This window comes from Bordetella sp. 15P40C-2 (genome assembly GCF_009763235.1).
GTDB lineage: Bacteria > Pseudomonadota > Gammaproteobacteria > Burkholderiales > Burkholderiaceae_B > Bordetella_A.
Genome location: NZ_WSJA01000036.1, coordinates 1 through 25,680 on the forward strand (window position 1 = coordinate 1; position 25,680 = coordinate 25,680).

Here is a 25,680-nt window from a genome sequence, read left to right on the forward strand (position 1 = left end):
GCCTAAGCCCACATGCTGCCGGATGCTTTTACATCCGGCAGCATGTGGGCTTAGGCGGGGTGGGGGTTGGCCTTTGCCAGTTTTAGTTGTGCCAGCTGGCGGATGAAAACTGGGATGCAGACGGCCAGGCCGATCAGGCCGCTGGTCAGGCCCGGGATGATGGTCAACAAGGCGCCAATGACGCACAGCCAACGTTCCCACGTTTTCAGTTTCACCAACATATAGCGGGAGAAGGCAGCCGACAGCAGCGTCAGGCCAATGACGCAACCCAGCAACGTTTCCCAGAACGCCGGCCACGTAAAGCCCTTGACCGAAATCAAGAGCGATGGCGAGAACACGAACACGAATGGGACGATCAGCTTGGTGATGCCTAATCGGAACGCGGTCACGCTGGTGCGCAGCGGGTCGCTACCTGCCATGCCCGCTGCGGCGTAAGCCGCAAGCGCCACGGGGGGTGTGATGTCGGCGAGGATGCCGAAATAGAACACGAAGAAGTGGGCGGCAATGGGTTGTACGCCGAGCTGCACCAGGATGGGCGCCGCGACGGCGACCATGATGAGGTAGTTGGCGGTGGTGGGTACGCCGCAACCCATCAGGACGCAGACGATACCGGTCATGACCAGTGCCGCGAGCAGCGTCAGCGTGGTCATGTTGGCGACAAAGTCGGGAATGACGGAGTCCAGGCCGCCCGCGATGAACTGCGCGGCCGAGATCACGATGAACGAGAGCTTGAAGCCCACGCCCGTCAGGGTGACCACGCCAATGACCAGGCCCACGGTGCCGGCTGCGGCGCCAACGGCCAGCGCATACTTTGCACCGGTCTCGAATGAGTCGTACAGGTCGCGCCATTTCAGGCGTTGAAATGGGTTGAGCAGACCGACGATGATGCAGCCGGTGATGCCGGCGAATGCCGCCAGATACGGCGTACGGCCACTGGCCAGCACGTAGATGAGGGCCACGAGCGGCAGTAGCGTGGGCCAGCGGCGCTTGAAGGATTCGCGCAGCTTGGGCATTTCATCGTCGCGCAGACCGCGCAGGCCTTCGCGTTTGGCCTCGAAGTGCACCTGCATGAACATGCCGAAGAAATACAAAAAGGCCGGCGCGATGCCCGCGACAATAATTTGTTGATAAGGGATGCCGAGGAACTCGATCATCAGGAACGCGGCCGCGCCCATGATGGGGGGCGTGATTTGACCGCCCGTGCTGGAAGCTGCTTCCACGCCTGCCGCGAAATGGCGGGGGTAACCGATACGCACCATGGCCGGGATCGTCAGCGAGCCCACGGTCACGGCGTTGGCGACCGAGGATCCGGACAGCATGCCGAACATGGCCGAGCCAAAGACGGAGACCTTCGCGGGACCGCCTGCGTAGCGGCCCGCGACGAAGGACGCGACATCGAGGAACAACTGGCCCAGACCGATACGGCTGGCCAGCACGCCGAACAAGACGAAGTGAAACACGTAGGTGGCCACCACGCCCACCGCAACGCCGTAGACGCCCTGACTGGTCAGGTACATGTGGTTGACGATCTGCGACCACGAGTTGCCGGCGTGTTTAAACAGGCCGGGGAACATCGGGCCCAGCCAGGCATAGGCAAGGAACACCAGCGCGATGACCGGCAATGGCCAGCCCATCGCGCGGCGTGTGCCCTCTAGCAGGCCAATGATCAGGATGGTGCCCATGGCCACGTCCATCGGCATCGGATTGCCGACGCGAAAGGCGAGGTCTTCGAAAATGTACGGGATATAGAGAACGCTGAAGGCCAGCACGATGGCAATGGCCCAGTCGTAGAGCGGCACGCCGCCGGGGGCATACCAGGTCGAGCGCGGCTCGCGTTTGTAGTGGGCCTTGCTAAAGCCAAACACCAGAAAGATGAGGCTTAAAACAAATGCCAGATGCACGCCGCGATGGGTGGCTTCGCGCAGCAGGCCAAAGCCCGCGGTGTAGTAGTGAAAGACCGACAACGTGACGAGCAAGAACGAAACGATGGCGGTTGCGATGGGCGCTAAGGGGCGAAAGCGGATTTCTGAGTCGAATTTTTCCGCGAGTTGCTGGGCTTTGTCGTGGTCGATTTCCATCGCCGGATCCTATCGAGTAAAACGCAACGCGCCGGGCGGGCCCGGCGCGCTGTGGGGCGGCAAATATGGCGGGCTTATTTCAACAAGCCGGCTTCTTTGTAGAACTTCTCTGCGCCCGGGTGGAACGGAATGCTGGCGCCCTTGACGGCGTTTTCACGCGTAATGAACTTGCCCTTGGCGTGGCCGTTATCGAGCATCTTGCGGGTTTCGTCGTTGTACAGCGCCTTGGTGACTTCGTAGACGACTTCCTCGGGCTGTTTGGCCGAGGTGACCAGCTGGGCGTTGACCGAGATGGTGTTGACCTCGCCTACGCCCTGATAGGTCCCGGCGGCGATGGTGTCGGGCGTGAAGAATTCCTGCTGGCTGCGCAGCTTGTCGATCTCGGGACCGACGATCGGCACCAGCTCGATGCCCTCGCCGCTGGAGGCCAACTCGGCGATCGCACCCGCGGGCGCGCCGCCCACGAAGAAGAACGCGTCCAGGCCGCCATCGCGCATTTTGTCGCCGGCTTGGTTGGGTTTGAGGTATTCGGCCTTGACGTCCTTGTCGGTCATGCCGAATGCGCCCAGGATCAGGCGCACGTCAACCAGCGTGCCCGAGCCCGGCTCGTCCATGGATACGCGCTTGCCGCGCAGGTCGGCCACGGATTTGATGCCCGAACCTTTGCGGGCGACCAGGTGAATGCTTTCGGGATAGAGCGTGGCGATCAGGCGCAGGTCTTCGGCCTTGGGCTTGCCCTCGAACGTGCCGGTGCCGGTGGAGGCCCAGTAGGCGACGTCGGATTGCGTAAAGCCGGCTTCGAGCGAGCCGCCCAGGATGCCGTTGATGTTGGCGACCGAGCCGTTGGAGGCAACCGCCGTGGCGATCAGTTTGCCGGGTTGCGAAACCGCGTTGGCGATCATGCCGCCCACGGGGTAGTAGGTGCCGGCCGTGCCGCCAGTGCCGATGCGGAAGAATTGTTGCGCTTGGGCTTGGCCCACGCTGCCGGCCACGGCCAACGTGACGGCCAGCGCCTTGATCCAGGTTTTGAGTGACATAAAACTTCTCCGTATACAGAGGGTGTGATCTTCCCGATGCGATTGTGTCACGCGGCGGGGGCGCGCATGACTAGGGTTTCCCTGGGGATACACTAAATGCCTGGCACGGCGCCCCGTTCAGGGCCTCGTATAAGTTCGAAAGAAAAGGAATCGCGCATTCATGGCTGCCCTCCCCGCTACTTCGCTGACCCTGCCGCCGGCCGCTGTGCCGGGGCATGAACTTTCGCAAGTCGATACCCCCAGCCTGGTGCTGGATCTGGATGCGTTCGAGGCCAATCTGCAGACGATGCAGCGCTGGGCGGATCGTCATGGCGTGAACTTGCGCCCGCATGGCAAGGCGCATAAATGCCCCGAAGTCTCGCGCCGTCAGATTGCGCTGGGCGCGCGCGGGATCTGCTGTCAGAAGGTCAGCGAAGCGCTGCCTTTTATCCAAGCGGGCATAGACGACATCCATATCAGTAATGAAGTGGTGGGGCCAGCCAAGGTGGCGCTCTTGGCGCAGCTCGCGCGTGCGGCGCGGATCAGCGTCTGTGTGGATCACCCTGACAACCTTGCCGCAATATCGGCGGCGATGGTCGCGGCTCAGGCCGAGGTCGAGGTGCTGATCGAAGTCGATGTGGGTCAAGGGCGCTGTGGTGTCTCCGATGCCGCGATGGTGGTGGCGCTGGCGCGGCAGATTCAGCAGTTGCCCGGCGTGCGTTTTGGTGGGCTTCAGGCCTATCACGGTTCGGTGCAGCACGTGCGCGGTCATGCCGAGCGCGCCGCGATTGCCGCGCGTGCCGCCGAGGCCGCGGCGAACTACGCACGCGAGCTGCGCGACGCCGGCATGCCCTGCGATCGCATTACCGGCGCGGGTACCGGCAGTGCCGAGTTTGATGCGGCTTCGGGGGTCTATACCGAGTTGCAAGCAGGTTCGTACGCGTTTATGGACGGCGACTATGGCGCGAACGCGTGGTCGGACGCGTTGGCTTTTCGCAACAGCTTGTTCTTGTTGACTACGGTGATGAGCGTGCCCACCGCCGATCGCATCGTCGTGGATGCGGGGCTGAAATCGACTACGGTCGAATCCGGCTTGCCGCGCGTGGCGGAACTGGCTGGCTGGGTCTATACCGGGGCCAACGACGAGCATGGTGTCTTGAAAGCGCAGCCGGATACCGTCGCCGCAGGCCCTGGCGCGAGCGCTGCGCCAGCCTCGGCGGGGGCGAGCCCGGTGCGCCTGGGCGACACCCTGCGGCTGATTCCGTCTCACGTGGACCCCACATTTAACCTGCACGACAAGCTTATCGTTTACAGACAAGGTGTGGTCGTAGACGTTTGGGACATCGCCGCACGCGGATTGAGTCGATAATACGTCTGTGCGCCGGTGTAAAAACGCCGGTGCCCCCCTTCACCTATACGGTGCTAAATTCTTTTATTCACCTTTTTGTTTCTCATTCCGTAGGAACCGCCATGGAATTCAGCCAGTTCAACGTCAACGCCCTCATGGAGATCACCTCCCGCCCGGACCTCGTGTTCGTGCGAGGTCAGGGCTCTTGGCTGGAGGACCATACCGGCAAGCGATATCTGGATTTCATCCAAGGCTGGGCGGTCAACACGCTGGGTCACTGCGACCCAGCCATGAAGCGCGCCTTGCTGGAACAGGCCGACAAGCTGATGAATCCCTCGCCGGCGTTCTATAACCAGCCGTCGATCGATCTGGCGCAGCGTCTGACCGGCGCATCGTGCTTTGACCGCGTGTTCTTCGCCAACAGCGGCGCGGAGGCCAACGAAGGCGCGATCAAGCTGGCGCGTAAATGGGGCCGCGTGCATCGCAACGGCGCCTACAAGATCATCACGATGAACCATGGCTTCCATGGTCGTACGCTGGCCACGATGTCCGCCTCGGGCAAGCCGGGCTGGGACACGATGTTCGCGCCGCAAGTCGAGGGCTTCCCCAAGGCCGAGCTGAACGATCTGGATTCGGTGCGTGCGTTGATCGATGACCAGACCGTGGCCATCATGCTCGAGCCCGTGCAAGGCGAGGCCGGCGTTTACCCCGCAACGCGCGAGTTCATGCAAGGACTGCGTCAGTTGGCCGACGAGCATCGCATGCTGCTGATCGTCGACGAAGTGCAGACCGGCATGGGCCGCACGGGTTCCCTGTTCGCCTATCAGCAATTCGACGTCGTGCCCGACATCATGACGTTGGCTAAGGGCATCGGCGGCGGCGTGCCGCTGGCGGCATTGCTGGCGCGTGAAGAAGTGTCGGTGTTCTCGCATGGCGATCAGGGCGGCACCTACAACGGCAACCCGTTGATGGCTGCCGTTGGCGTGTCCGTGTTCGACACGTTGATGGCGCCGGGCTTTATGGATTCCGTCAACGCGCGCGCGAAGCAGTTGTCCGAAGGCTTGTTGGCGCTGTCGGCTAAGTGGGGCATGGGTGGCGAGCGCGGCATGGGTCTGCTGCGTGCCTTGATTCTGAACGGCGATGACGGCCCGGCGATTGTCGAAGCCGCGCGCAACCTGAATCCTCAAGGCATGCTGCTGAACGCACCCCGCGCGAACCTGCTGCGTTTCATGCCGGCCTTGAACGTTACCGAAGACGAAGTCGCGCAAATGCTGTCGTTGCTCGATGGTGTGATCGCGTCGGTGCGTAAAGGCTGATTGTTGCTAGCACGCTAGGGCAGGCGGGGCCGCTTTTGCGGCCCCGTTGTCTTAAAGCATGCAGAACTCAAGCAATCGACTTCAGTCCGACGGTCTGAGGGGCTAAGAGAGATTTTCGAGGGGCGACTGTCGCGGTTTTATGCGGCCTTGGGGCTTTGACGCAAGCGAGGGGTTGCATACATCAGCCAATACCCATGCCAAGTTGTTTGCGCCAATTTGCTCGCGTCGTGCGGCGTTGTGTTCGCCTCGTCGCGCGTGATCTTCGCTATTTCTGATCAACTGCTGCATCGCAGGGCCGAGATGAAGTTTTGTCGTCCAGGCAAGGTCGGATCGTTTTGCATCAAAGAACAAATCCCGCACCATTTCCCTTTGGCCAGCTTTAGCAAGCGCCATCAGCATCTGGGTGGACGGAGCGTAGGCGTCAATGAGAAGCTTCTGGGTGTGTTGATCTCCTCTTCGCCAAGCCGAGTCTAGGATCACTGCCGCAGCGCCTTCTAAGTCTTTTGCGAGACTGATCATCCACTCCAATCGCGCGATTTTTTCGTCCCTTGTTGAACTCTCTTGTCTAAGCACCCAATACAGCATCACAATCGCGAGAATTGGATACCCACGCTCATCATCGTCGCCTTCCCTGGCCAGGAAATCTATGGCAGCCGGCTCACTGCCGTTAGCGATCAAGTCGGTCAAGATTCCAAAATCAGTAAAGTCGCTAAAGTGGCGCAGCGCAAAGTCTGCCGGTACGCCCGCGGCGATCGTTAGCTTCACTGCGTCGGTTTTGTGCATCTTGGACAGGCGCTTATACATCTCGACCACCTTCTTTTCTTCCAGCTCCCATTCAGAGGGCATGGCGTCTAAGATTCTTTTCATCGCTACGCTCTTTTGCTCGTCGGTTCGGTCCGGCACATTAGCGATATCCCCCAGCACGTCATAAGGCGAAAGCCCGCTCTTAAATAAGGCTTGCAGTCCTTCCACATCGCCCGTGCAGACGAAGCGGACGGCCAGCGTTCTGGCTTCCTCAGGTTGATCCTGGGAGACTAAGTTCCTTATGACTTCCTCATTGCCCGAGCGTACCGCCTCTTCCAATAACCGCAACACGTCATGTTCGCGTGTGAGCTTTTCTGAGAGCATGTAGTTGACGTGATCCCATCGTTCTTCGAGGACAAAGTGCTTCAGGGCAGAATAGGTATCCGCGCCGGCGGAAAACAGCACTGGTACGGCAGAGTGCTGCCTGAAACGAACCGCATACTTGAACGATTCCAATAGGTCGCCTCTACCGTTAACAATAGCATTGGCGAGGGTGAAACTCCTTCCGACGCCTGCCTGGGCGGCCATTTCCGCCGCCGCATCGGGATGGTCGAAGTCAACTACCCAGGAGAGATCCACCACACGGCGTGCTCCTGCTCCATATAAGGTCAGCATCATTGCGACATCGGCATTGTCAGCCGCGCGCATCAACGGGGTGTACCCCTCACGGTCCTGGGCATCGAGAATCCGTGGATCGTCGACTGCACACTCCAATAGCAACGCCACAATCTCGGAATCCTTTCGCGAAATGGCCAGCTGAAGGGCCGAGTGTCCCGTGGCTTCGTCAACAGCGGTCAGATCGACCTCATACTCGTAGAGAAGGTAGCAAAGGCGTGTGGCATCCCCTTCCCTGACCGCCGCGAAAACCTCCTCGTCAGTAGCGCGAAGCCGGATCGAGGCATCGAGGGAATGATGGGATGACATGGCGCGGGATATTTGACTTTGTATTTGTCCCATAAAGTGTTTCTCTGAAAGTGGATGGTGGAAAAATGACACAACGGGCGATACGACACCGCCCCGGCTATCTGCCCGTCGATCAGCTTATGTTCGTGAGGCCCTGCGGTGAGAGAGGTAGCCGGGCAATGAGTGTCCCTGCTCGGGGATGAATCAGTAACCGAGCTCTGGATGGGGGAACGGCTGAATGAAGGCGTGCGTTACAATAGCCGCCACTGCCCTTGCAGCGGCTCATCTTTCGCGATGTGCCGCATATATCGGACTAAATGAGATGTCGACGGACCGTAGACAGTCCGCCGAGCGTAGGGATCAGTGCGCACGCATTTGACTGCGACGCAGTCAGCCGGTACGACCGGCTGATGATGAATGTGATCGCGCGAGGCGATCGGGATTCGCAATCAATAGGTCGCGTTAGAAGCGATAACCCACGCCCACGCCCACCAGGACGGGATCGATCTTGACCTTGCCCAGGCCCAGGCCGGTTTCTTTAGTATCCATCCAGATCTTTTTCACATCCACGTTCAACGACCAGTTCTTATCCAGCGCGTAGTCAAAGCCGACTTGCAGCGCGGGACCCCAGCTATGGCGCTTGATGTTGGCGCCGGGCACATCGAGCTTCACGCTGGAAAAGTGCGTGTAGTTGATCCCCGCGCCCACGTACGGCTTGAAGCGGTCGAAGTTCGTGAAGTGATATTGAAGCAGCAACGTGGGCGGCAGTTCTTTGACCGTGCCAATCTTGCCCACGCCTTTCAAGTGCACATTGTGCTTTTGTGGATACGTCAGTATCAGTTCCGCCGCGATGTTCGGCGTAAAGTAGTAGCTGATATCCAACTCGGGGATCGTTTTGTCGCTGACGCTCAGACCGTTAGCACCGGCAGACTTCGTATCCACATTCACGGCACGGACGCGCACTTGCCAGTCGCCGTCTTGCTGATAAGCCATTGCCGCGCCCGAGGACATTAGACAGAGAGCGGCCACCGTGAGCAGAGTCTTTTTCATGATTGAGTATTGCGTGTAACCCGGGGACATCCCCCGCAATACTGATTGGATCACTCATGCCCAAACGGCGATTTGCGAAGTATCAAGGTGTGATCGACTTCGACGTGTTGACGATCACCGCGTTGGTTAATCGCGACAATGTTTTCTTAGTCTGCCGAAACGGTGGCTGCATCCATCGCAATCAGCGGTGAGCCTTCCGCGACCTGATCGCCGACGGCATAGAACACCTCTTGCACGATGCCATCGGCCGGTGCACAGATGGTGTGTTCCATCTTCATCGCTTCCATGACGAGCAAGGCTTGTCCTTTGGATACTTGCTGTCCCGCTTCGACGTTGACGGTGACGATACGACCCGGCATGGGTGCTTTCAGTCCGTCGGTATCGATATGGCCGCCGTGATCGGTCTTGGCCTGCGTATGGGTTCGCGTCAGGGTACGGGCGTAACCCAATGCTGATACGTGTGCGTCGGCGCCTTGAATCACGACGGCGCCCGTCACCTTGCGATCGTTCAGGGTGATACGCAAATCATAGGTATTCTTCTGCGCCGCCGAGGTGGGCAATACGTCCCAGGAAAATCCATACGTCGCGTCATCGAAGGTCAACGACCACGCGCCATTCTCGCGAGTCAGCGTGACTTCGGAAAGCGATTCTTCGCTGGACCATTGCAGGGTTTCTCGATAAGTGCCCGCCACGCGCCATCCATCGCACAGGCTCCATGGATCGGTCCAGCCGGACGCGGCCGGTGTGGCCGTACCGGTGTTGGACCAGCCTTTGTCGCTCAGCGCCGCAGCCGTGGCCAGGGCGACTGTCGTGACATCGAGTGGCTGCGATGCGGGCAACAGCGTTTCGTGTCGCCGCTCGATGAGCGAGGTGTCCAGATCCCCCGCAGCGAATGCGGTGTCGCGCATCAGGCGCGACAGAAACGCCACATTGGTATGCACGCCCACCACTTGTGTCTGTGCCAATGCCTGAAGCATGCGCGCCCTCGCCTGCTCGCGGTCGGCGCCATGCACGATCAGCTTGGCGATCATCGGATCGTAATGCGGCGTGATGGTGTCGCCGGTGCGCACGCCCGCGTCAATGCGTACGTTCGCGCAACGAAACGCCGCAGGCTCGGGCAGCCGTAGATGGGTCAGCGTGCCGATAGAGGGAAGAAAGCCTTTTTCCGGGTTCTCGGCGTAGACGCGTACCTCGATGGCGTGACCATCGATACGCTGCGCATCCTGATTCGCAGGCAATGGCTGCCCGGCCGCCACACGCAGTTGCCATTCAACGAGGTCATGCCCCGTGATCATTTCCGTAACCGGGTGTTCGACCTGCAGACGGGTATTCATCTCCATGAAGTAAAACCGCCCATCCGGTTCAACGATGAATTCGACCGTCCCGGCGCCCACATACCCGACCGCGCGCGCGGCGGCGATCGCGGCCTGGCCCATCGCCTTGCGACGCTCCTCGGTCATGCCCGGTGCAGGCGCTTCTTCGATGACTTTTTGATGGCGGCGTTGCACGGAGCAATCACGTTCGAACAGATACACGCATTGACCGTGACGATCCGCGAACACCTGAATTTCGATATGGCGTGGCTTTTGCAAATAGCGTTCGATCAGCACGCGGTCATCGCCAAAGCTGGAGGCGGCTTCGCGCTGGCATGAGGCGAGTGCTTCTAGAAAGACCTCTGGTGATTCGACGATGCGCATCCCCTTGCCGCCACCGCCCGCACTGGCTTTGATCAGCACGGGGTATCCGATCGCGTCGGCTTGCGATTTCAGGAATGCCGGATCTTGATTGTCGCCGTGATAGCCGGGCACCAGCGGCACGCCCGCTTTTTCCATCAAGGCCTTGGCCGCGGACTTGCTGCCCATCGCGGCGATGGCCGCTGCAGGCGGGCCAACGAATACCAATCCCGCATCTGTCACCGCCTGCGCAAAGGCCTCGTTCTCCGATAGAAACCCATATCCTGGATGAATGGCTTGCGCGCCCGTTTCGCGTGCCGCTTGCAAGATCGCTTGCCCGCGCAGATAACTTGCGCGTGGCTCCGACGCGCCGATATGCACGGCGATATCGCAAGCCGCGACATGCGCGGCATGTGCGTCGGCATCCGAATACACGGCGACCGTGCGCAGGCCCATACGGCGCGCAGTGGCCGCGACACGGCAAGCGATCTCACCACGGTTTGCGATCAGCAAGGTATCGAACATGACGGGTTCCACACAGAGATAGTGACTAGGCTTCGAACGATTCATGCGCCAACGTCATCACGCGGTGCATACGTAAACGCAACTACATGCGGAACACACCGAAGCGTGTGTCCTCGATGGGCGCATTCAACGCCGCGGATAACCCCAGCGCCAGCACGCGACGCGTGTCGGCGGGCGCGATGATGCCATCGTCCCACAAGCGCGCGGTGGCGTAATACGGGTGACCTTCGCGTTCATACTGGTCACGGATAGGCTGCTTGAAGGCGTCCTCTTCCTGCGCGGACCATTGGCCCCCTTTTGCCTGGATGCCATCGCGGCGGATGGTGGCCAACACACTCGCGGCCTGTTCGCCGCCCATGACAGAGATACGCGCATTCGGCCACATGAATAACAGCCTGGGCGAATACGCACGCCCGCACATGCCATAGTTGCCCGCGCCAAACGAGCCGCCAATGATCACCGTGAACTTCGGCACATTCGCCGTGGCCACCGCGGTCACCATCTTGGCGCCATGGCGCGCAATGCCTTCGTTCTCGTACTTGCGTCCCACCATGAAGCCCGTGATGTTCTGCAGGAACACCAGCGGGATCTTGCGTTGCGCGCACAGCTCGATAAAGTGCGCACCCTTTTGCGCGGATTCGGAGAACAAAATGCCGTTGTTCGCCACGATACCTACCGGCATGCCATGGATATGCGCGAAACCCGTCACCAGGGTTGTGCCATAGCGCGCTTTGAACTCATCGAAATCTGAACCATCGACAATGCGTGCGATGACTTCCCGCACGTCATACGGTTTTCGGGTATCGGCGGGAATGATGCCGTTCAGCTCGGCGGGGTCATAACGCGGCTCGCACACGGGCGCCAGTGCCAATGGTATGGATTTACGACGATTGAGCCGCGCCACGGATTGACGGGCCAGCTGCAGCGCATGCAAGTCGTTCGCCGCCAGATGATCAGCCACGCCGGACAGCCGCGTATGCACATCGCCGCCGCCGAGATCTTCCGCGCTGACTTCCTCGCCGGTGGCGGCCTTCACCAGCGGCGGGCCGCCAAGGAAAATCGTGCCTTGATCGCGCACGATAATGGATTCGTCGCTCATGGCGGGCACGTATGCGCCACCCGCGGTACACGAACCCATCACCACCGCGATTTGCGCGATGCCTTGCGAGGACATCACGGCCTGGTTGTAAAAGATGCGACCAAAGTGATCGCGGTCCGGAAATACCTCGTCCTGGCGCGGCAGATTCGCGCCGCCCGAATCGACGAGATACACGCAAGGCAGATGATTCTGCATCGCGATTTCCTGCGCGCGCAGATGTTTTTTGACGGTCATCGGGTAGTACGTGCCGCCCTTGACCGTGGCGTCATTGCAGACGATCACGCATTCGATTCCCGCAATGCGCCCAATCCCCGTGATGATGCCCGCGGCCGGCGCCTCGCCGTCATACATGTCGTGCGCGGCCATTGGCGACAGTTCCAGGAACGCGCTGCCGGGATCGATCAAGCGCTCGACGCGTTCGCGCGGCAAGAGCTTGCCACGCGCCACATGCCGTGCCCGCGCGGTCTCGTTGCCGCCTAATGCTGTTTGCTTCAGATGCTGCGCGAGCTCGTCCAGCTGACGCTGCATGGCGCGCGCGTTTTCGGCATAGTCTTGCGAGCGCGGATTGATGCGGGATTCGATTATGGGCATAAAGGGTCCGTCATCCTGCAAAGCCCGTCGGGCGCCGCTGACGCGGCCCCCGCGGATGGGGGCAACCGCGGGTATCTCGCCTGCCCGATACCCACACCGTATAACGCGATCGAGCAATGCGGGCCGCGTGGGTAGCGGCCCATCGCGTGTCAGGGCCTCTGTGGGCACACTGACACGCGTGTGCGGTCTTAGACCATTTCCACGGCCATGGCGACAGCTTCGCCGCCGCCGATGCACAGCGTGGCCACGCCGCGCTTGCCGCCCGTCTTGCGTAGCGCGCCGATCAGGGTCGTGAGCAGACGCGCGCCCGAAGCGCCGATCGGGTGGCCCAGCGCCGTTGCGCCACCATGGATGTTGACCTTGTCATGCGGCAGGTCAAAGTCCTTCATCGCCGCCATCGTCACCACGGCAAACGCTTCGTTGATCTCGTACAGATCCACGTCCTCGGCCTTCCAGCCGGTCTTCTTGAAGAGGTTCTTCAACGCACCAACGGGAGCGGTGGTGAACCAGTTCGGCTCTTGCGAGTGCTGGCTGTGTGCGACGATACGGGCCAGCGGCGTCAGGCCGAGTTCCTTGGCGGTGGACTCGCGCATCAGCACCACGGCGGCCGCGCCGTCGGAGATGGACGAGGAGTTGGCCGCCGTCACGGTGCCATCTTTCTTGAACGCGGGCTTGAGCGTGGGGATCTTTTCCGGCATGGCTTTGGTGGGCGCTTCGTCGGTGTCCACGACGGTGTCGCCCTTACGGCCGGCCACGGTCACCGGCACGATTTCCCATTTGAAGCTGCCGTCTTCGTTGGCGGCGCGGGCGCGGCGCAACGATTCCAGCGAGAAAGCATCCTGCTGCTCGCGCGTGAATTCGTACTTGGACGCGCAATCTTCGGCAAACACACCCATGGCCTTGCCGCGATCGTAGGCATCTTCCAGGCCGTCCAGGGCCATGTGGTCATACACGGTGTTGTGGCCATAGCGATAGCCCTGACGGCCCTTGAGCAGCAGGTAAGGCGCATTGCTCATGCTTTCCTGACCGCCTGCGACAACGATGCGCGCGGAACCAGCAGCCAGCAGATCATGGCCGAACATGGCGGCTTTCAAACCCGAGCCGCAGACTTTATGGATCGTGGTGCACGCCACGCCCAGCGGCAGTCCGGCGCCTAGCGCCGCCTGACGCGCGGGGGCCTGCCCTTGGCCGGCTTGCAGCACATTGCCCATGATGACTTCATCGACCTGCGCGGGATCGACACCCGCGCGCTCCACAGCGGCCTTGATGGCGATCGAACCCAGCTCGTGAGCGGCCAGGCCCGACAGGCTGCCCAGCATACCTCCCATAGGCGTACGGGCAACGGAAACGATAACAACGGGGTCAGACATGAGAGGCACTCCGAATATCAAAATAAAGGGGTCGCAGACAGGTTAAGTAGGAATTGCCGACCGGCTGCCTGCATATATGCTTATCGTAAAAGAAATCGGTCTTTCAAGGCGCCGGCCACTATCGCACGAGCCTTGGGTGTTCACCGGATCAAGCGGTCTCCGTGAACAATTCTCGGCCGATCAACATGCGGCGGATCTCGCTGGTTCCCGCGCCAATCTCGTAGAGCTTGGCATCGCGCCACAGCCTGCCGGTCGGATACTCGTTGATATAGCCGTTGCCGCCCAGGATTTGCACGCCTTCGCCCGCCATCCAGGTGGCTTTTTCAGCGGTGTACAGGATCAAGGCCGCGCAGTCCTTGCGTACACGGCGGACATGCTCGGCGCCCAGTTGATCCAGGTTTTTACCCACCGCATAACAGAACGCGCGGCTCGCTTGCAGGGTGGTGTACAGATCCGCGATCTTGCCCTGCATCAGTTGAAATTCGCCGATGGCCTGACCGAACTGCTTACGTTCATGGATATAGGGCACCACCACATCCATCACGGCCTGCATGATGCCTAACGGGCCGCCGGCGAGTACCGCGCGCTCGTAATCCAAGCCGCTCATCAGCACCTTCACGCCGCCATTGACCTGACCCAGCACGTTTTCTTCGGGCACTTCGCAGTCTTGAAAAACCAGCTCGCCGGTGTGGCTGCCGCGCATCCCCAGCTTGTCGAGCTTTTGCGCGACCGAGAACCCTTTGAACGACTTTTCGACCAGGAACGCCGTGATGCCGCGCTGGTGCGCCGCCGGATCGGTCTTGGCGTAGACCACCAAGGTATCCGCATCCGGGCCATTGGTGATCCACATCTTGGTGCCGTTGAGCACATAGCGATCGCCACGCTTGTCCGCGCGCAACGTCATGCTGACGACATCCGAGCCCGCGCCCGGTTCGCTCATCGCCAGTGCTCCCACGTGCTCGCCGGAAATCAGCTTGGGCAGATAGCGGGCCTTCTGTTCGGCGGTGCCATTGCGATGGATCTGGTTCACGCACAGATTGGAATGCGCACCATATGACAAACCGACCGACGCACTGGCGCGCGAGATTTCCTCCATCGCGATCATGTGCGCGAGGTAGCCCATATTGGCGCCGCCGTACTCCTCGCTGGCCGTCATGCCCAGCACGCCGAGCTCGCCGAGCTTGCGCCATAGATCCATCGGAAACTGATCGCTGCGATCGATCTCGGCCGCGCGCGGCGCGATCTCGGCCTGTGCGAACGCACGCACCGCATCGCGCAGCATGTCCAGGTCTGCGCCCAGGTTGAAATCCAAGCCGGGTAGATTCATTGTCGTCTCCGAGAGCGCTAGCGAAACGTGGCGGGGCGCGTGCGTCTCCATTGCTAAAACGGCCCGCATGCGAACGCCAGCCGATGCATCTAGTCGTCGAGTGTCTCGCAACGCTGCGCTGATTCATAGTTTACGTTTACGTAAACGTAAATCAAAACGCGGGTTTTCCCTTAGCAGAAAAACTGACGATCGGCTGCACGACCATGCCAGAATCGGACTCGCGCTCGGTTCTACTGGCTCCAAACCTTCAGGGGGAACACCGTGATAGCACTCGCCGATCTGGACGAGATGATTGCCTTGCGCCGTGATATTCACGCGCATCCCGAACTGGCGTACGAAGAACATCGTACGGCCAGCCTGGTGGCCGACAAATTGCGGTCCTGGGGCATCGAAACACACACCGGTATCGGACGCACGGGCGTGGTCGGGGTGCTCAAGGCGGGCAGCGGGTCGCGGGCGATCCTGCTACGCGCGGATATGGATGCATTGCCTATCCAGGAAGCCAACACTTTCCCGCATCGGTCCCAGCACAAGGGCAAGATGCACGGTTGCGGCCATGACGGACACACCACCATGCTGTTGGCCGCCGCGCGGCATCTACAGCAGGCCGGTGGATTCAACGGCACGGTCTATGTTGCCTTTCAGCCGGCCGAAGAAAACGGCGGCGCGGGCGCCCGCGCCATGATCGAAGACGGGTTGTTCGAGCGCTTTCCCTGCGAGGCGGTGTTCGGCATGCACAACTGGCCGGGCATGCCGGCAGGATCCTTTGGCGTGTGTAGCGGCCCGATGATGGCCGCCGCCAACGCGTTTCGCATCACAGTGACCGGGCGCGGTGGCCATGCCGCCGCACCCCAGGATTGCGACGACCCGGTGCCCGCGCTGTTTGCCATCGGCCAGGCCCTTCAAACGATCCTGACGCGCAGCAAGCGCCCGCTGGATGCCGCGGTGGTCTCCATCACGCAAGTCCAGGCGGGCGGCGAGGTCACCAACATCATTCCTGGGTCCGCGTGGCTGGGCGGCTCGGTGCGCGCCTACAGCACCGAGGTCGTGGATCTGATCGAACGGCGCATGCAGGAGCTCTCCGGGCCCATCGCGGCCGCGCATGGTTGCACGGCCGAGGTCTATTTCGAGCGCCGTTATCCCGCGCTCATCAACACCCCGGACGAAACCGCCTTCTGTCTGGACATCATGCGCGATGTGGCCGGCGCCGATCGTGCGCGCGTGATCGAACCGGCCATGGCGTCGGAAGACTTTGCTTTCATGCTGCAAGCTAAGCCCGGTTGCTACGTCTTTCTCGGCAATGGCGAGGGAGAGCATCGCCTGGCAGGTCACGGCATGGGCCCTTGCATGTTGCACAACACCAGTTATGACTTCAACGACAGTCTGATCCCCGTGGGCGCCGCCTATTGGGTACGACTGGCGCAGCGTTACCTCGCCTGAACGTCCCTACTCGTGGAGCTTTGACATGACCCGAACACTCGCTTTGTCGAATGTCGTCCGCTTTATCGCCACCGCCGCGCTCGCGGTGACCGCCGGCCTGGCTCACGCGCAGCAGCCGTGGCCCGGCAAGACGTTGACCTTGATCGTGCCTTATACCGCGGGCGGCACCAACGACACGCTGGGACGCACGCTGGGCGAGATCCTGCGCCGTGACTACGGCACCGCCACCATCGTCGAGAACAAGCCGGGCGCGGGGGGCAGTGTCGGCGCCGATGCGGTGGCGCGCGCCATGCCGGACGGCAACACGCTGCTGTTGGCTTCTACGAGTCCGCTCACCATCTTTCCCAACTTGGTGAAGACCTCGTATGACCCGATGAAAGATCTGGTCCCCGTGGCGAGTGTCGCGGTCGGCCCGGTAGGCATCCTCGCTACCAAAGCCACGCCGGTCAGCACGTTTGAACAACTGGTGGAGGAAGCCAAAAAACGGCCCGGAAAAATCACGTTCGGCGTGCCCGGTCTGGGATCCGTCGCGCATATCGGCATGGCGGCGCTGAGCAAAGAGCTTGGCATTGAAATGCTGCAGGTGCCTTATCGCGGGGGTAGCCAAGCCGTGTCCGACGGTTTAGGCGGTCAGGTCGATTTGCTGGTGGTGAACACGGACATCGTGTTGCCCCACGTAGCCGCCGGCACCTTGAAACCGCTCGCCGTCATGGCGCCCAAACGCCTCGCGCCTTGGCCCGATGTGCCGACCATGGCCGAACTCAATCTGCCAGATATCCGCTATTTCTCGAACTTCGCCCTCTTCGCGCCGGCCGGGGTGCCCGCGCCCGTGATGCAATCCATGCATGAGGTCATCACCAAAGCGCTCGCCGACCCGCAGTTCCAACAGATGCTGGAAAAACAATCCATGCAGCCCGGCACGGGCGTCGGCGATGACTTCGTTAAACAAGTCCGCGAGTCTTATGAACAGAACGGCCGCATCATTCGTGAGGGAAATATCACGGCGCAGTGAACGTCCGTAGCATCAAGGTATGACATAGGCCCGCCATCGCGGGCCTTTTGGCGCGTGATGTAGCGGCACGCGCGTGCCTTGTTCACGCTGCGTCAATACTGCGTTTTTGGACCCAAAATGATCAACGCCATGCCGGCCAGACACAACCCTACGCCTGCCAGATCCGTCATGCTCGGTCGCACGCCATCGACACCCCATAGCCACAGCAACGCCACACTGACGTACACGCCGCCATATGCGGCATAAACCCGTCCGGTGGCGGTTGGATGCAGGGTCAGCAGCCACACAAACAGCGCCAAACTGATCGCGGTGGGCACCAACAACCACGCTGAATGGCCTTGTTTAAGCCATAGATAAGGCAAGTAGCATCCGACGATCTCGGCCAAGGCGGTAAGCACGTAAAGCCCGAGGGTGGCCGATAAGCTCATGATTGCTGATCCAAAGCCGCCTGACACTGCCGTTCCTGCTCGGCGATCTCGTTGAGCGTGTCGTCGATATCGCGGCGCTGCTGCTCCAGCGCCGCGCGATGTTGCGCCAGCACCGCCAGATACTGGCGCAATTGCAGCGTGCTGTCGCCCGGACCGTCATACATGTCGATCAGCGAGCGTATCTGTGCCAGCGGCAAGCCCAGGCGTTTGCCGCGCAGCGCCAGTTTTAGGCGCGTGCGATCGCGCGGGCTGTAGACCCGATTACGACCCTCGCGCGCGGGGCTGACAATGCCCTGATCCTCATAAAAACGGATCGTGCGCGGGGTAATGTCGAACTCGCGCGCGAGTTCAGAGATCGTCCAGGTAGGCGGCATGCGGTGGTTGGCAGTTTACGTAAACGTAAATTATGATGGTCTGCACCAATCGTCAAGCCTGTGCTAGCCGTCAGTGTGACGGCAACCCTATCGTGAGCCATCGATGAATCCAAACGAGCATGCATTGCAGTATCCCTTTGGAGACACACAACCCGAGCGCGGTACGGCGCTAGAGGTCGCCCCCGGCGTGAAATGGGTGCGTATGCCCCTGCCCTTTGCGCTCGATCACATCAACGTGTGGCTGCTGAGGGATGAAATAGACGGGCGCCAGGGCTGGACCATCGTGGACTGTGGCGTGAGCCGCGACGAGGTACGCGAACTATGGGAGCAAGTGTTCGCCACGCAGCTCGACGGCTTGCCCGTGCTGCGTGTGATTGTCACGCATATGCATCCCGATCATATGGGTCTGGCGTATTGGCTCTGTGAGCGCTGGCAGGCGCCATTGTGGATGAGCATGACGGACTATATGACCGCACTGTCCTGGTCATCGCAGGCCGGGGGTTCCGGTTCCAACGGTGAGGCCGCTGTCGCGCATTTTTCGCGTCATGGCATGACCGATCCCGATCAGCAAGAGCAGATTCGCCAACGCACGGGCTATTACCCCGGCCTGGTGCCGTCCGTGCCCGCCAGTTATACGCGGGTGATGGATGGCGATGAAATAAAGATAGGCGATCACGCATGGCAGGTCATCGTCGGCTATGGGCATGCGCCCGAGCATGTGTCGCTGTACTGCCCGGACCTGCGCGTGGTGATCTCGGGCGATATGGTGCTGCCGCGCATTTCCACCAACGTCAGCGTTTTCGCCTACGAACCGGACAGCGACCCGCTGCGCTTGTATCTACAGTCCTTGGACGGCTATCGGGATGTGGCTGACGACGCGCTTGTGCTGCCCTCTCATGGTCGGCCATTCAAGGGCCTGCACGAGCGTATCGCGCAACAGCATCAACATCATGCCGACCGTCTCGCCGAGGTGCTGGAGGCTTGCGCGCAACCGCAATCCACCATGGACATCGTGCCCGTGATGTTCAAGCGCAAGCTGGATCTGCATCAGCTGACCTTCGCGATGGGCGAGGCGCTCGCGCACCTGCATATGCTGTACTTCCAGGGCAAGCTAACGCGTCGCACGGAGGATGACGGCATCGTCCGATTTCGTGTCCGCTAGCCGGGTCGCGGCTCAGGCGCCCGAAGGCGGCGCTTGCCCGCGCGCTTGTAAACCGTGAGGCCAGCGTCAGGGGCGACACGGACCCTCGTCTAGTTACCGGCTGGTGGTCGCCAGCCGTATCGCCAACCCCAGAAATACCACCCCGGTCACCCGATTGAGCCAACTCGCCGCCTTGGGCGAACGCTGCAGCAACCGTCCAAACGCACCCGAGAAAAATGCGATCGCGCTAAACACGATCAGCGCGGCGAACATAAACAGCACGCCCAGCATCACCGTCTGCAGTGCCACCGGGCCATAGGCTGGATTGGGCGACGTGAACTGCGGCAGAAACGCGAAAAAGAACAGCAGCACTTTAGGATTCGTCAGGCTCATGAACACCCCGCGTCGGTACAGCGCCCACGCCGCCATCGCGGGCGGCCGCGAGGCATTGAGCGGCCCGCTGGGCGCACGTAACGCGCCCCAGGCCAAATAGGCCAGATACGCCGCGCCCACGAACTTCAGCGCCGTGAACGCATACGGCGAGGTCGCCACGATTGCCGCCAACCCGGCAGCCACCGCCGCCGTGTGCCCCAACACACCCGTGCACAATCCCAGCACCACGCACATGCCAGCCCGTGGCCCCCACAGAGCGGATTGCATCAGTACGAACAGATTGTCCGGGCCCGGCGTCAACGCCAGCACGATGGCGATACCAAAAAATGCGAACAGCGTGTCAAAGGGCAGCATGATGCGAGGCCGCGCGGGACGGCATAAAGACAAATGGCCAAAGAAGGCTTGAAGCGTACTGCCGCCATACGCCGGCTGGCAATGCCCATATGCCTTGGGCGCTATCGCTTATGCGCACGCGAATGCCTTGAATCCCCTACTATCGGCGTTGTACCTTTCTTCAGTCCGATCACTCTCGCATCGCATCCTATGGCTAAAGACCCTGTTAATCCGCATTTAGACACCTTGTTGCAGCACACCGGCACGGCGCCTTTTAACCCCGACACCGGCTCCGCGCCGGTCAACCTGCCGTCGATGCGGGCGAGCACGGTGCGTTTTCAGAATCTGCAAGCCCTCGAGGCCACGCAACGCCGCAAAAACGCCGGCGAGCGCGTAGCAACCTACGGACGCATGGGCCTGGATACCCACGCCGCGTTGGAGCGCGTGTTCTGCGAACTGGAGGCCGGCACGCATGCGTATCTGGCGTCCTCTGGCGTGGGCGCGATCACCATGGTCATGATGTCGCTCTTGTCTTCTGGCGATCACGTGCTGGTCTCCGACTGCGTCTATGGCCCGGTGTACGAGCTGGACGATGCGCTGCTCAAGCGGCTGAACATCGAGGTGACGTATTTCAGCGCTGGGGACGATCTGGCCTCGTTAGTGCGGCCCAACACGCGGCTCCTGTACGTGGAGTCGCCCGGATCGTTGCTTTTCCAGATGCTGGATATCCCGGCGCTGGCGAATTTCGCGCGCGAGCACGATCTGGTGTTGGCCTGCGACAATACCTGGGGCTCGGGCTACATCTATCAACCGCTTAGCCTGGGCGCGCATGTCTCGGTCGTGGCGGGCACCAAATACGTGGGCGGTCATTCGGACCTGATGCTCGGCGCCGTCATCACCAACGACACGCAAATCGCCCAGCGCATTAACCGCACGCAATACGCCATGGGTTATTCCATCAGCGCGGACGACGCGTGGCTGGCCCTGCGTGGCGTGCGCACCCTGCCCATCCGCATGGCCCAGCATGGCAAGAACGCCTTGCAGGTATGCGAGTTTCTGGCGCAGCGTCCCGAGGTCGCGCGCATCTACCATCCCGCGTGGCCGCAGGATCCCGGACACGCCATCTGGCAGCGTGATTGCACAGGCTCTAACGGCATGATGGCGGTGGAGCTGAAGCTGTCCAAGGAGGCGTCGCGGCGGTTCGTCGACGCGCTAACGCTCTTTGGCATCGGCTATTCGTGGGGCGGCTATGAGAGCCTGGTGCAATGGGTGACCCCGGGCGAACTCGCGCGCCATTGCTATTGGACGGGCGGCGATCATGCACTCGTGCGTTTGCATATCGGGCTGGAAAACCCCGCCGATCTGATCGCCGATCTCACCCAGGCTCTGGAACAAGCCGGCGTATAAAGAAAACCGCCTGCTATGAACTGACTCCAAGAACTTGTAGGGTCAGTTCGCCAAGCAGGCGGTTCTGAGACGACTAAGTCGGTCAGCCGTTTTAGTTCGCGCGAGCCATCGGGATCAAGCGATCGATCTCGCGCAACGCGCCTTCGTAGCTGTTGCCCGCCAGGCTGGGCGAGGTGATGTACTTGCCGCCCACGGCAAACGAAGGCGTGCCCTCGATCTTGTATTCGTTGGCCAGCTGATCGGCGCGTTGTACTTGAGTCTGCACGCTGAACGAATCAAAGATGGAGTCGAACTGCGCGCGATCCACGCCCTGCTCGGCCACCCAATCACCCATCGCTTTCTTGTCGAACAGGCGCTTACGCTCGTTATGCATGGCGTTAAAGACCTTGGCATGCAGGTCCGGGCGGTTCAGCGTTTGCAGCGTGTAGAAAAGCTGCTGCAGCGGCTTCATGCTGGCGTTGAACGCGATGGGCACCTGCTTGAGCACCACGTCGTCGGGCTTGGTTTTGGCCCACTCTTCGACCATGGGCTCGATCACCGCGCAGTGCGGGCAGGTATAGGCGAAAAATTCCAGGACTTCGATCTTGCCCGGGGTGTCCGAAGGTAGCGGCGGATTGACCGCCACATACTGCTGGCTACCTTGCGCGTGGGCCGCGGGGGCGAACATCGTCGAAGCGGCCAAGGCGGCGGCAGCGACCAGGCGGGTGAGCGAAGAAAACTGCATCTGGCGTATTCCTGATTCAATAAATTAATGGACTGCGTTGAACAACCGCAATGCGTGTCTCACACGGATCCAGGGGCGGCGACATCGCTGGCAGCCTTGCGGCTGTGCGTAGGGGCCTACTCACAGACCGCAAACACCGAGCATAAGTTCCGCCGCCCTGGCGCGCAACACCTTGCTGGCATGCTTGCCAAGGCAGGCGCAAATCGCATTATTGCCGCACCACGGCGGTTTCGATCTTGTTTTCCCCAAGGAGCGTGCGGGCGCGGTTCATGTCATCCAGGCGCGCGAAAGGACCGACTCGCACCCGGTTGATCTGCTTGCCATTGACCTCTGCGGCCTGGACTGCCACGGGCAAGCCCAACAGCAATATGCGCGCCTTCGCGGCTTCGGCGTCGGCGGCGCGCTGAAAAGCACCGGCCTGCAGGAAATAGCTGCCATTAGCCGCTGGAGCGGCCGCGGCGGGCGTCGCGGTGCGCGCGGGCGCGGGTGTCGCTGCGGGGGCAGACGCGGGCTTCGGCGCGGCAGCGCGTTCGCCGCTACCGCTGCTGGGCAAGGTCGCGATCAGGGCGCCTAGCTCGTCCAGCGGCTTGACCGGCTCCGGCGCGCCGGGCACCGGAATGGTCGGCTGCAGATTCGGCAGCGGCGTGGGCGCGGTCGCCGTCGGCCCGGTGGGCGGTGTACCCGCCGCGCCATCGCGTCCATACAGGCCCATGTTGGGATCCGGCGCCTGGCGTGGGTCGATCTGCTCGTTGCGGTTGTTATCGCGCGTGGCGCGGTCGACGAAGGGCATGGGCGCCTTGGTCACGTAAAACGCCACCACGGCCGCCACGATCAGACCAACCAGCAGGCCGGCTAACGCACCATACATGGTGCTGCCGCCCTGTGATTTCTTCGCGCTCGATTTGCGTTTGGTCGCCATGTATCCGATTACATCCGTTGCGGGGCCGACACGCCGAGCAACGCCAGCCCGTTAGCCAACACCTGGCGCGTCGTTGCGGCCAGGCGCAGGCGCGCGAGTTTGAGGGCTTCGTCATCGACCAGCACTCGCTCGGCGTTATACCAGCCGTGGAAGTCCGATGCGCAGTCACGCAGCCAGAACGCGATATGGTGAGGCGACAGCTCTTGCGCGGCCAGCGCAACGACCTGCGGGAATCCCGCCAGACGCTGCATCAGCGCGAATTCCGACGGCGCCGTCAGCAGCGATACATCGGCGTTGGCGATACTGGCGTCATCCGCGCCGGCGTTCACGATCATCGAGCAAATCCGCGCGTGGGCGTACTGGATGTAATACACCGGGTTCTCGTCGCTCTTGGACAACGCCAAGTCGATGTCGAACACGAATTCCGTATCCGCGCGGCGCTGGATCAAGAAATACCGCACCGCGTCGCGGCCCACCCAGTCGATCAGATCGCGCAGCGTCACATAGCTGCCCGCGCGCTTGGAGATCTTTACCTCTTCGCCGCCGCGCATGACCTTGACCATCTTGTGCAGCACGTAGGCGGGATAGTCCTTGGGGATACCCTCTTCCAGGCCCTGCAGGCCGGCGCGCACGCGCGCGACGGTGCCGTGGTGGTCGCTGCCCTGAATATTCACCGCGCGATGGAAACCGCGCTCCCATTTGGCCTTGTGATAGGCCACGTCGGGCACGAAATACGTATAACCGCCCTCGCTCTTGCGCATCACGCGGTCTTTATCGTCGCCGGTGCCGAGTTCGGTCGTGCGCAGCCACAGCGCGCCGCCTTCCTCGTAGGTATGCCCCTTGGCAATGAGCGTCTGCACGGTCTGTTCGACGCGTCCGGAGGTGTAGAGCGAGCTTTCCAGATAGAAATTATCGAACGCCAGGCCAAACGCCTGCAGATCCAGATCCTGCTCGCGGCGCAGATAGGCCACGGCAAACGCACGGATGTCGTCCAGGTTGTCCAGGTCGCCGCTGGCCGTCACGGCCTGACCGTCAGCCGCCTGCAGGGTTTTCTTGGCTAGAAAATCCTTGGCGATATCGACGATGTAATCGCCCTTGTAGCCATCGGCGGGATAGTCGGGGGAATCCGGCTCAATACCGCGGGCGCGCGCCTGCACGCTGATGGCCAGATTGTTGATCTGGTTACCCGCGTCGTTGTAGTAGAACTCGCGCGTCACGTCCCAGCCGGTCGCCTCGTACAGGCGGCAGATGGCGTCGCCGAGCGCGGCCTGCCGGGCGTGGCCGACGTGCAGGGGGCCGGTCGGGTTGGCCGAGACAAACTCGACCAGCACTTTTTCGCCATTCTTGGACGTTTGGCCGAAGGCCGCGCCTTGCTCGGCCACGGCGTGGATGACCGCCTGGCGGGCCGCGGCGGTGATGCGGAAATTGATGAACCCGGGGCCCGCGATCTCGGCGCTTTCGATCAGCGCCTGCGCTGCCGGTTGGGCCATCAGGGCGTCGACGATGTTTTGGGCCAGCTCGCGCGGGTTACGGCGCGCGGGCTTGGCCAGTTGCATGGCGACGTTGGTGGCGATATCGCCGTGGGCGGCAACCTTGGGACGCTCCAGCAGCACTTGGGGCTGTGCATCAGGAAGGCATTGCGCGACGGCGGCTTGAATCAGCGAGACGAGTTGTTGTTGTTGCTCAGGGAGCATGAGAGGAATCAGCAGAGAGTGTTAAATATCCGTGACGGGATGCCTGGCGATGTCAAACCCCACATCCGACCGGAGCGGTCACATCGGTATGGCGCACTGCGCCAGGGGGCATCCGTCTCGGACGCGCACGACCCAGCGACACAGCGCAGCGGCAAACCGTGGACTCATTCACGGGTGATGCCTAGATCATAGCGTGATTTGGCCGGATTTCCGTGGGTGCAGTGCCCAGTTGCAATCGCATTGGCGTCCTCGACAACATTGCGGTAGTGTATAGACGTGTCCCTAACGGAATCCTCAGCATGCTAATTAAATTTCGCTCTAAGACGGTTGCCGAAGTTCTGATGCTGTCGGCTAATGCTGCCCCATTGCTGCGCGCCGCTGGAAAGACGGTCGCTGATGACGTGCCCGAACGCGGGGTCTTCACGGTGGAACAGTTGCCCGCCGCCATCGCCGGCATCGAAGCCGCCATCAAGGCCGAAGAGGCCCACCGCCCCGCCCAGCCGAGCGAGGAAGAGGACGACGCGGCTCCCGTGCCGCCCATGGCGCAGCACGTCGAACTGCACCAGCGTGCCTTTCCGCTGCTGGACATGATGCGCCGCTCGCTGCAGGACGGCGAAGACGTCACCTGGGAATCCACCAAGGGCTGGTGAGGCGATCGCGCCCCGGTCTAGCCAAGCGGGTGGCCTGCGCGCCACCCAGCCGTGTCCTGGCTTGT

Annotated in this window: 21 protein-coding genes; 7 read left to right on the forward strand and 14 right to left on the reverse strand. The window is 61.6% G+C overall.

Features of this window, described 5'->3' with window-relative positions; translation table 11 throughout:
• Positions 1-50 precede the first annotated feature (50 nt).
• A complete protein-coding gene (locus GOQ25_RS15265) occupies positions 51-2,078 on the reverse strand; it encodes a TRAP transporter permease (protein WP_160351337.1) in 2,028 nt (675 codons plus the stop codon).
• A gap of 74 nt (positions 2,079-2,152) precedes the next feature.
• Positions 2,153-3,115 carry a TAXI family TRAP transporter solute-binding subunit gene (locus GOQ25_RS15270; protein WP_160351338.1) on the reverse strand — a complete coding sequence of 321 codons (963 nt, stop codon included), beginning with the start codon at positions 3,113-3,115 and terminating at the stop codon, positions 2,153-2,155.
• A gap of 160 nt (positions 3,116-3,275) precedes the next feature.
• Here GOQ25_RS15270 and GOQ25_RS15275 point away from each other — a divergent pair, with 160 nt between their 5' ends.
• Positions 3,276-4,463: a DSD1 family PLP-dependent enzyme gene (locus tag GOQ25_RS15275; RefSeq protein WP_160351339.1), complete on the forward strand. Its 1,188-nt coding sequence runs from the start codon at positions 3,276-3,278 to the stop codon at positions 4,461-4,463.
• A gap of 101 nt (positions 4,464-4,564) precedes the next feature.
• Positions 4,565-5,758 carry an acetylornithine transaminase gene (locus GOQ25_RS15280; protein WP_160351340.1) on the forward strand — a complete coding sequence of 398 codons (1,194 nt, stop codon included), beginning with the start codon at positions 4,565-4,567 and terminating at the stop codon, positions 5,756-5,758.
• Between the two features lie 102 nt (positions 5,759-5,860).
• Here the strand turns inward: GOQ25_RS15280 and GOQ25_RS15285 are convergent, their stop codons facing one another.
• The 6 genes from GOQ25_RS15285 to GOQ25_RS15310 form a co-directional block, all read right to left on the reverse strand.
• Positions 5,861-7,558, reverse strand: coding sequence for an ankyrin repeat domain-containing protein (locus tag GOQ25_RS15285; RefSeq protein WP_160351341.1), 1,698 nt, complete (start codon positions 7,556-7,558; stop codon positions 5,861-5,863).
• Positions 7,559-7,927: 369 nt separating this feature from the next.
• Positions 7,928-8,515, reverse strand: coding sequence for an OmpW family protein (locus GOQ25_RS15290; RefSeq protein ID WP_160351342.1), 588 nt, complete (start codon positions 8,513-8,515; stop codon positions 7,928-7,930).
• Positions 8,516-8,661: 146 nt separating this feature from the next.
• Complete coding sequence (locus GOQ25_RS15295) at positions 8,662-10,713, reverse strand: acetyl/propionyl/methylcrotonyl-CoA carboxylase subunit alpha (RefSeq protein ID WP_160351373.1); 2,052 nt, start codon at positions 10,711-10,713, stop codon at positions 8,662-8,664.
• A gap of 82 nt (positions 10,714-10,795) precedes the next feature.
• Entirely contained in the window at positions 10,796-12,403 is a 1,608-nt protein-coding gene (locus GOQ25_RS15300; protein ID WP_160351343.1) for a carboxyl transferase domain-containing protein, read from the reverse strand.
• 188 nt (positions 12,404-12,591) lie between these two features.
• On the reverse strand, positions 12,592-13,773 hold the full coding sequence (locus tag GOQ25_RS15305) for an acetyl-CoA C-acetyltransferase (RefSeq protein ID WP_160351344.1): 1,182 nt from the start codon (positions 13,771-13,773) through the stop codon (positions 12,592-12,594).
• A 148-nt stretch (positions 13,774-13,921) separates the two neighbouring features.
• Positions 13,922-15,100, reverse strand: a complete 1,179-nt coding sequence (locus GOQ25_RS15310; protein ID WP_160351345.1) for an isovaleryl-CoA dehydrogenase — start codon at positions 15,098-15,100, stop codon at positions 13,922-13,924.
• 261 nt (positions 15,101-15,361) lie between these two features.
• Here GOQ25_RS15310 and GOQ25_RS15315 point away from each other — a divergent pair, with 261 nt between their 5' ends.
• Both GOQ25_RS15315 and GOQ25_RS15320 read left to right on the forward strand, forming a co-directional pair.
• Positions 15,362-16,540 (forward strand): M20 aminoacylase family protein, encoded by a 1,179-nt coding sequence (locus GOQ25_RS15315; RefSeq protein WP_160351346.1) that lies wholly within the window; start codon positions 15,362-15,364, stop codon positions 16,538-16,540.
• A 25-nt stretch (positions 16,541-16,565) separates the two neighbouring features.
• Entirely contained in the window at positions 16,566-17,552 is a 987-nt protein-coding gene (locus tag GOQ25_RS15320; protein WP_160351347.1) for a tripartite tricarboxylate transporter substrate binding protein, read from the forward strand.
• A 92-nt stretch (positions 17,553-17,644) separates the two neighbouring features.
• Here the strand turns inward: GOQ25_RS15320 and GOQ25_RS15325 are convergent, their stop codons facing one another.
• Together GOQ25_RS15325 and GOQ25_RS15330 are read right to left on the reverse strand one after the other, a co-directional pair.
• Positions 17,645-17,980 carry a YnfA family protein gene (locus GOQ25_RS15325; RefSeq protein WP_160351348.1) on the reverse strand — a complete coding sequence of 112 codons (336 nt, stop codon included), beginning with the start codon at positions 17,978-17,980 and terminating at the stop codon, positions 17,645-17,647.
• A complete protein-coding gene (locus tag GOQ25_RS15330) occupies positions 17,977-18,354 on the reverse strand; it encodes a MerR family DNA-binding transcriptional regulator (protein WP_160351349.1) in 378 nt (125 codons plus the stop codon). The genes GOQ25_RS15325 and GOQ25_RS15330 overlap by 4 nt, the downstream gene beginning before the upstream one ends.
• A 103-nt stretch (positions 18,355-18,457) precedes the next feature.
• On the opposite strand from GOQ25_RS15330, the gene GOQ25_RS15335 reads away from it, so the two are divergent.
• The gene (locus tag GOQ25_RS15335; RefSeq protein WP_160351350.1) at positions 18,458-19,516 is read left to right on the forward strand and encodes an MBL fold metallo-hydrolase; all 1,059 of its coding nucleotides are present in this window, start codon (positions 18,458-18,460) and stop codon (positions 19,514-19,516) included.
• A gap of 93 nt (positions 19,517-19,609) precedes the next feature.
• Here GOQ25_RS15335 and GOQ25_RS15340 read toward each other — a convergent pair whose 3' ends face one another.
• Complete coding sequence (locus GOQ25_RS15340) at positions 19,610-20,242, reverse strand: LysE family translocator (protein ID WP_160351351.1); 633 nt, start codon at positions 20,240-20,242, stop codon at positions 19,610-19,612.
• A 189-nt stretch (positions 20,243-20,431) separates the two neighbouring features.
• On the opposite strand from GOQ25_RS15340, the gene metC reads away from it, so the two are divergent.
• The gene (gene metC, locus GOQ25_RS15345) at positions 20,432-21,628 is read left to right on the forward strand and encodes a cystathionine beta-lyase (protein ID WP_160351352.1); all 1,197 of its coding nucleotides are present in this window, start codon (positions 20,432-20,434) and stop codon (positions 21,626-21,628) included.
• Between the two features lie 91 nt (positions 21,629-21,719).
• Here metC and GOQ25_RS15350 read toward each other — a convergent pair whose 3' ends face one another.
• From GOQ25_RS15350 to argS, 3 genes are all read right to left on the reverse strand, one after another.
• Complete coding sequence (locus GOQ25_RS15350) at positions 21,720-22,352, reverse strand: thiol:disulfide interchange protein DsbA/DsbL (RefSeq protein ID WP_160351353.1); 633 nt, start codon at positions 22,350-22,352, stop codon at positions 21,720-21,722.
• Between the two features lie 208 nt (positions 22,353-22,560).
• The gene (locus GOQ25_RS15355; protein WP_160351354.1) at positions 22,561-23,271 is read right to left on the reverse strand and encodes an SPOR domain-containing protein; all 711 of its coding nucleotides are present in this window, start codon (positions 23,269-23,271) and stop codon (positions 22,561-22,563) included.
• Positions 23,272-23,279: 8 nt separating this feature from the next.
• Complete coding sequence (argS, locus tag GOQ25_RS15360) at positions 23,280-24,965, reverse strand: arginine--tRNA ligase (RefSeq protein WP_160351355.1); 1,686 nt, start codon at positions 24,963-24,965, stop codon at positions 23,280-23,282.
• A 299-nt stretch (positions 24,966-25,264) separates the two neighbouring features.
• On the opposite strand from argS, the gene GOQ25_RS15365 reads away from it, so the two are divergent.
• Entirely contained in the window at positions 25,265-25,615 is a 351-nt protein-coding gene (locus tag GOQ25_RS15365) for a DUF1840 domain-containing protein (RefSeq protein WP_160351356.1), read from the forward strand.
• The last annotated feature ends 65 nt before the right edge of the window (positions 25,616-25,680 follow it).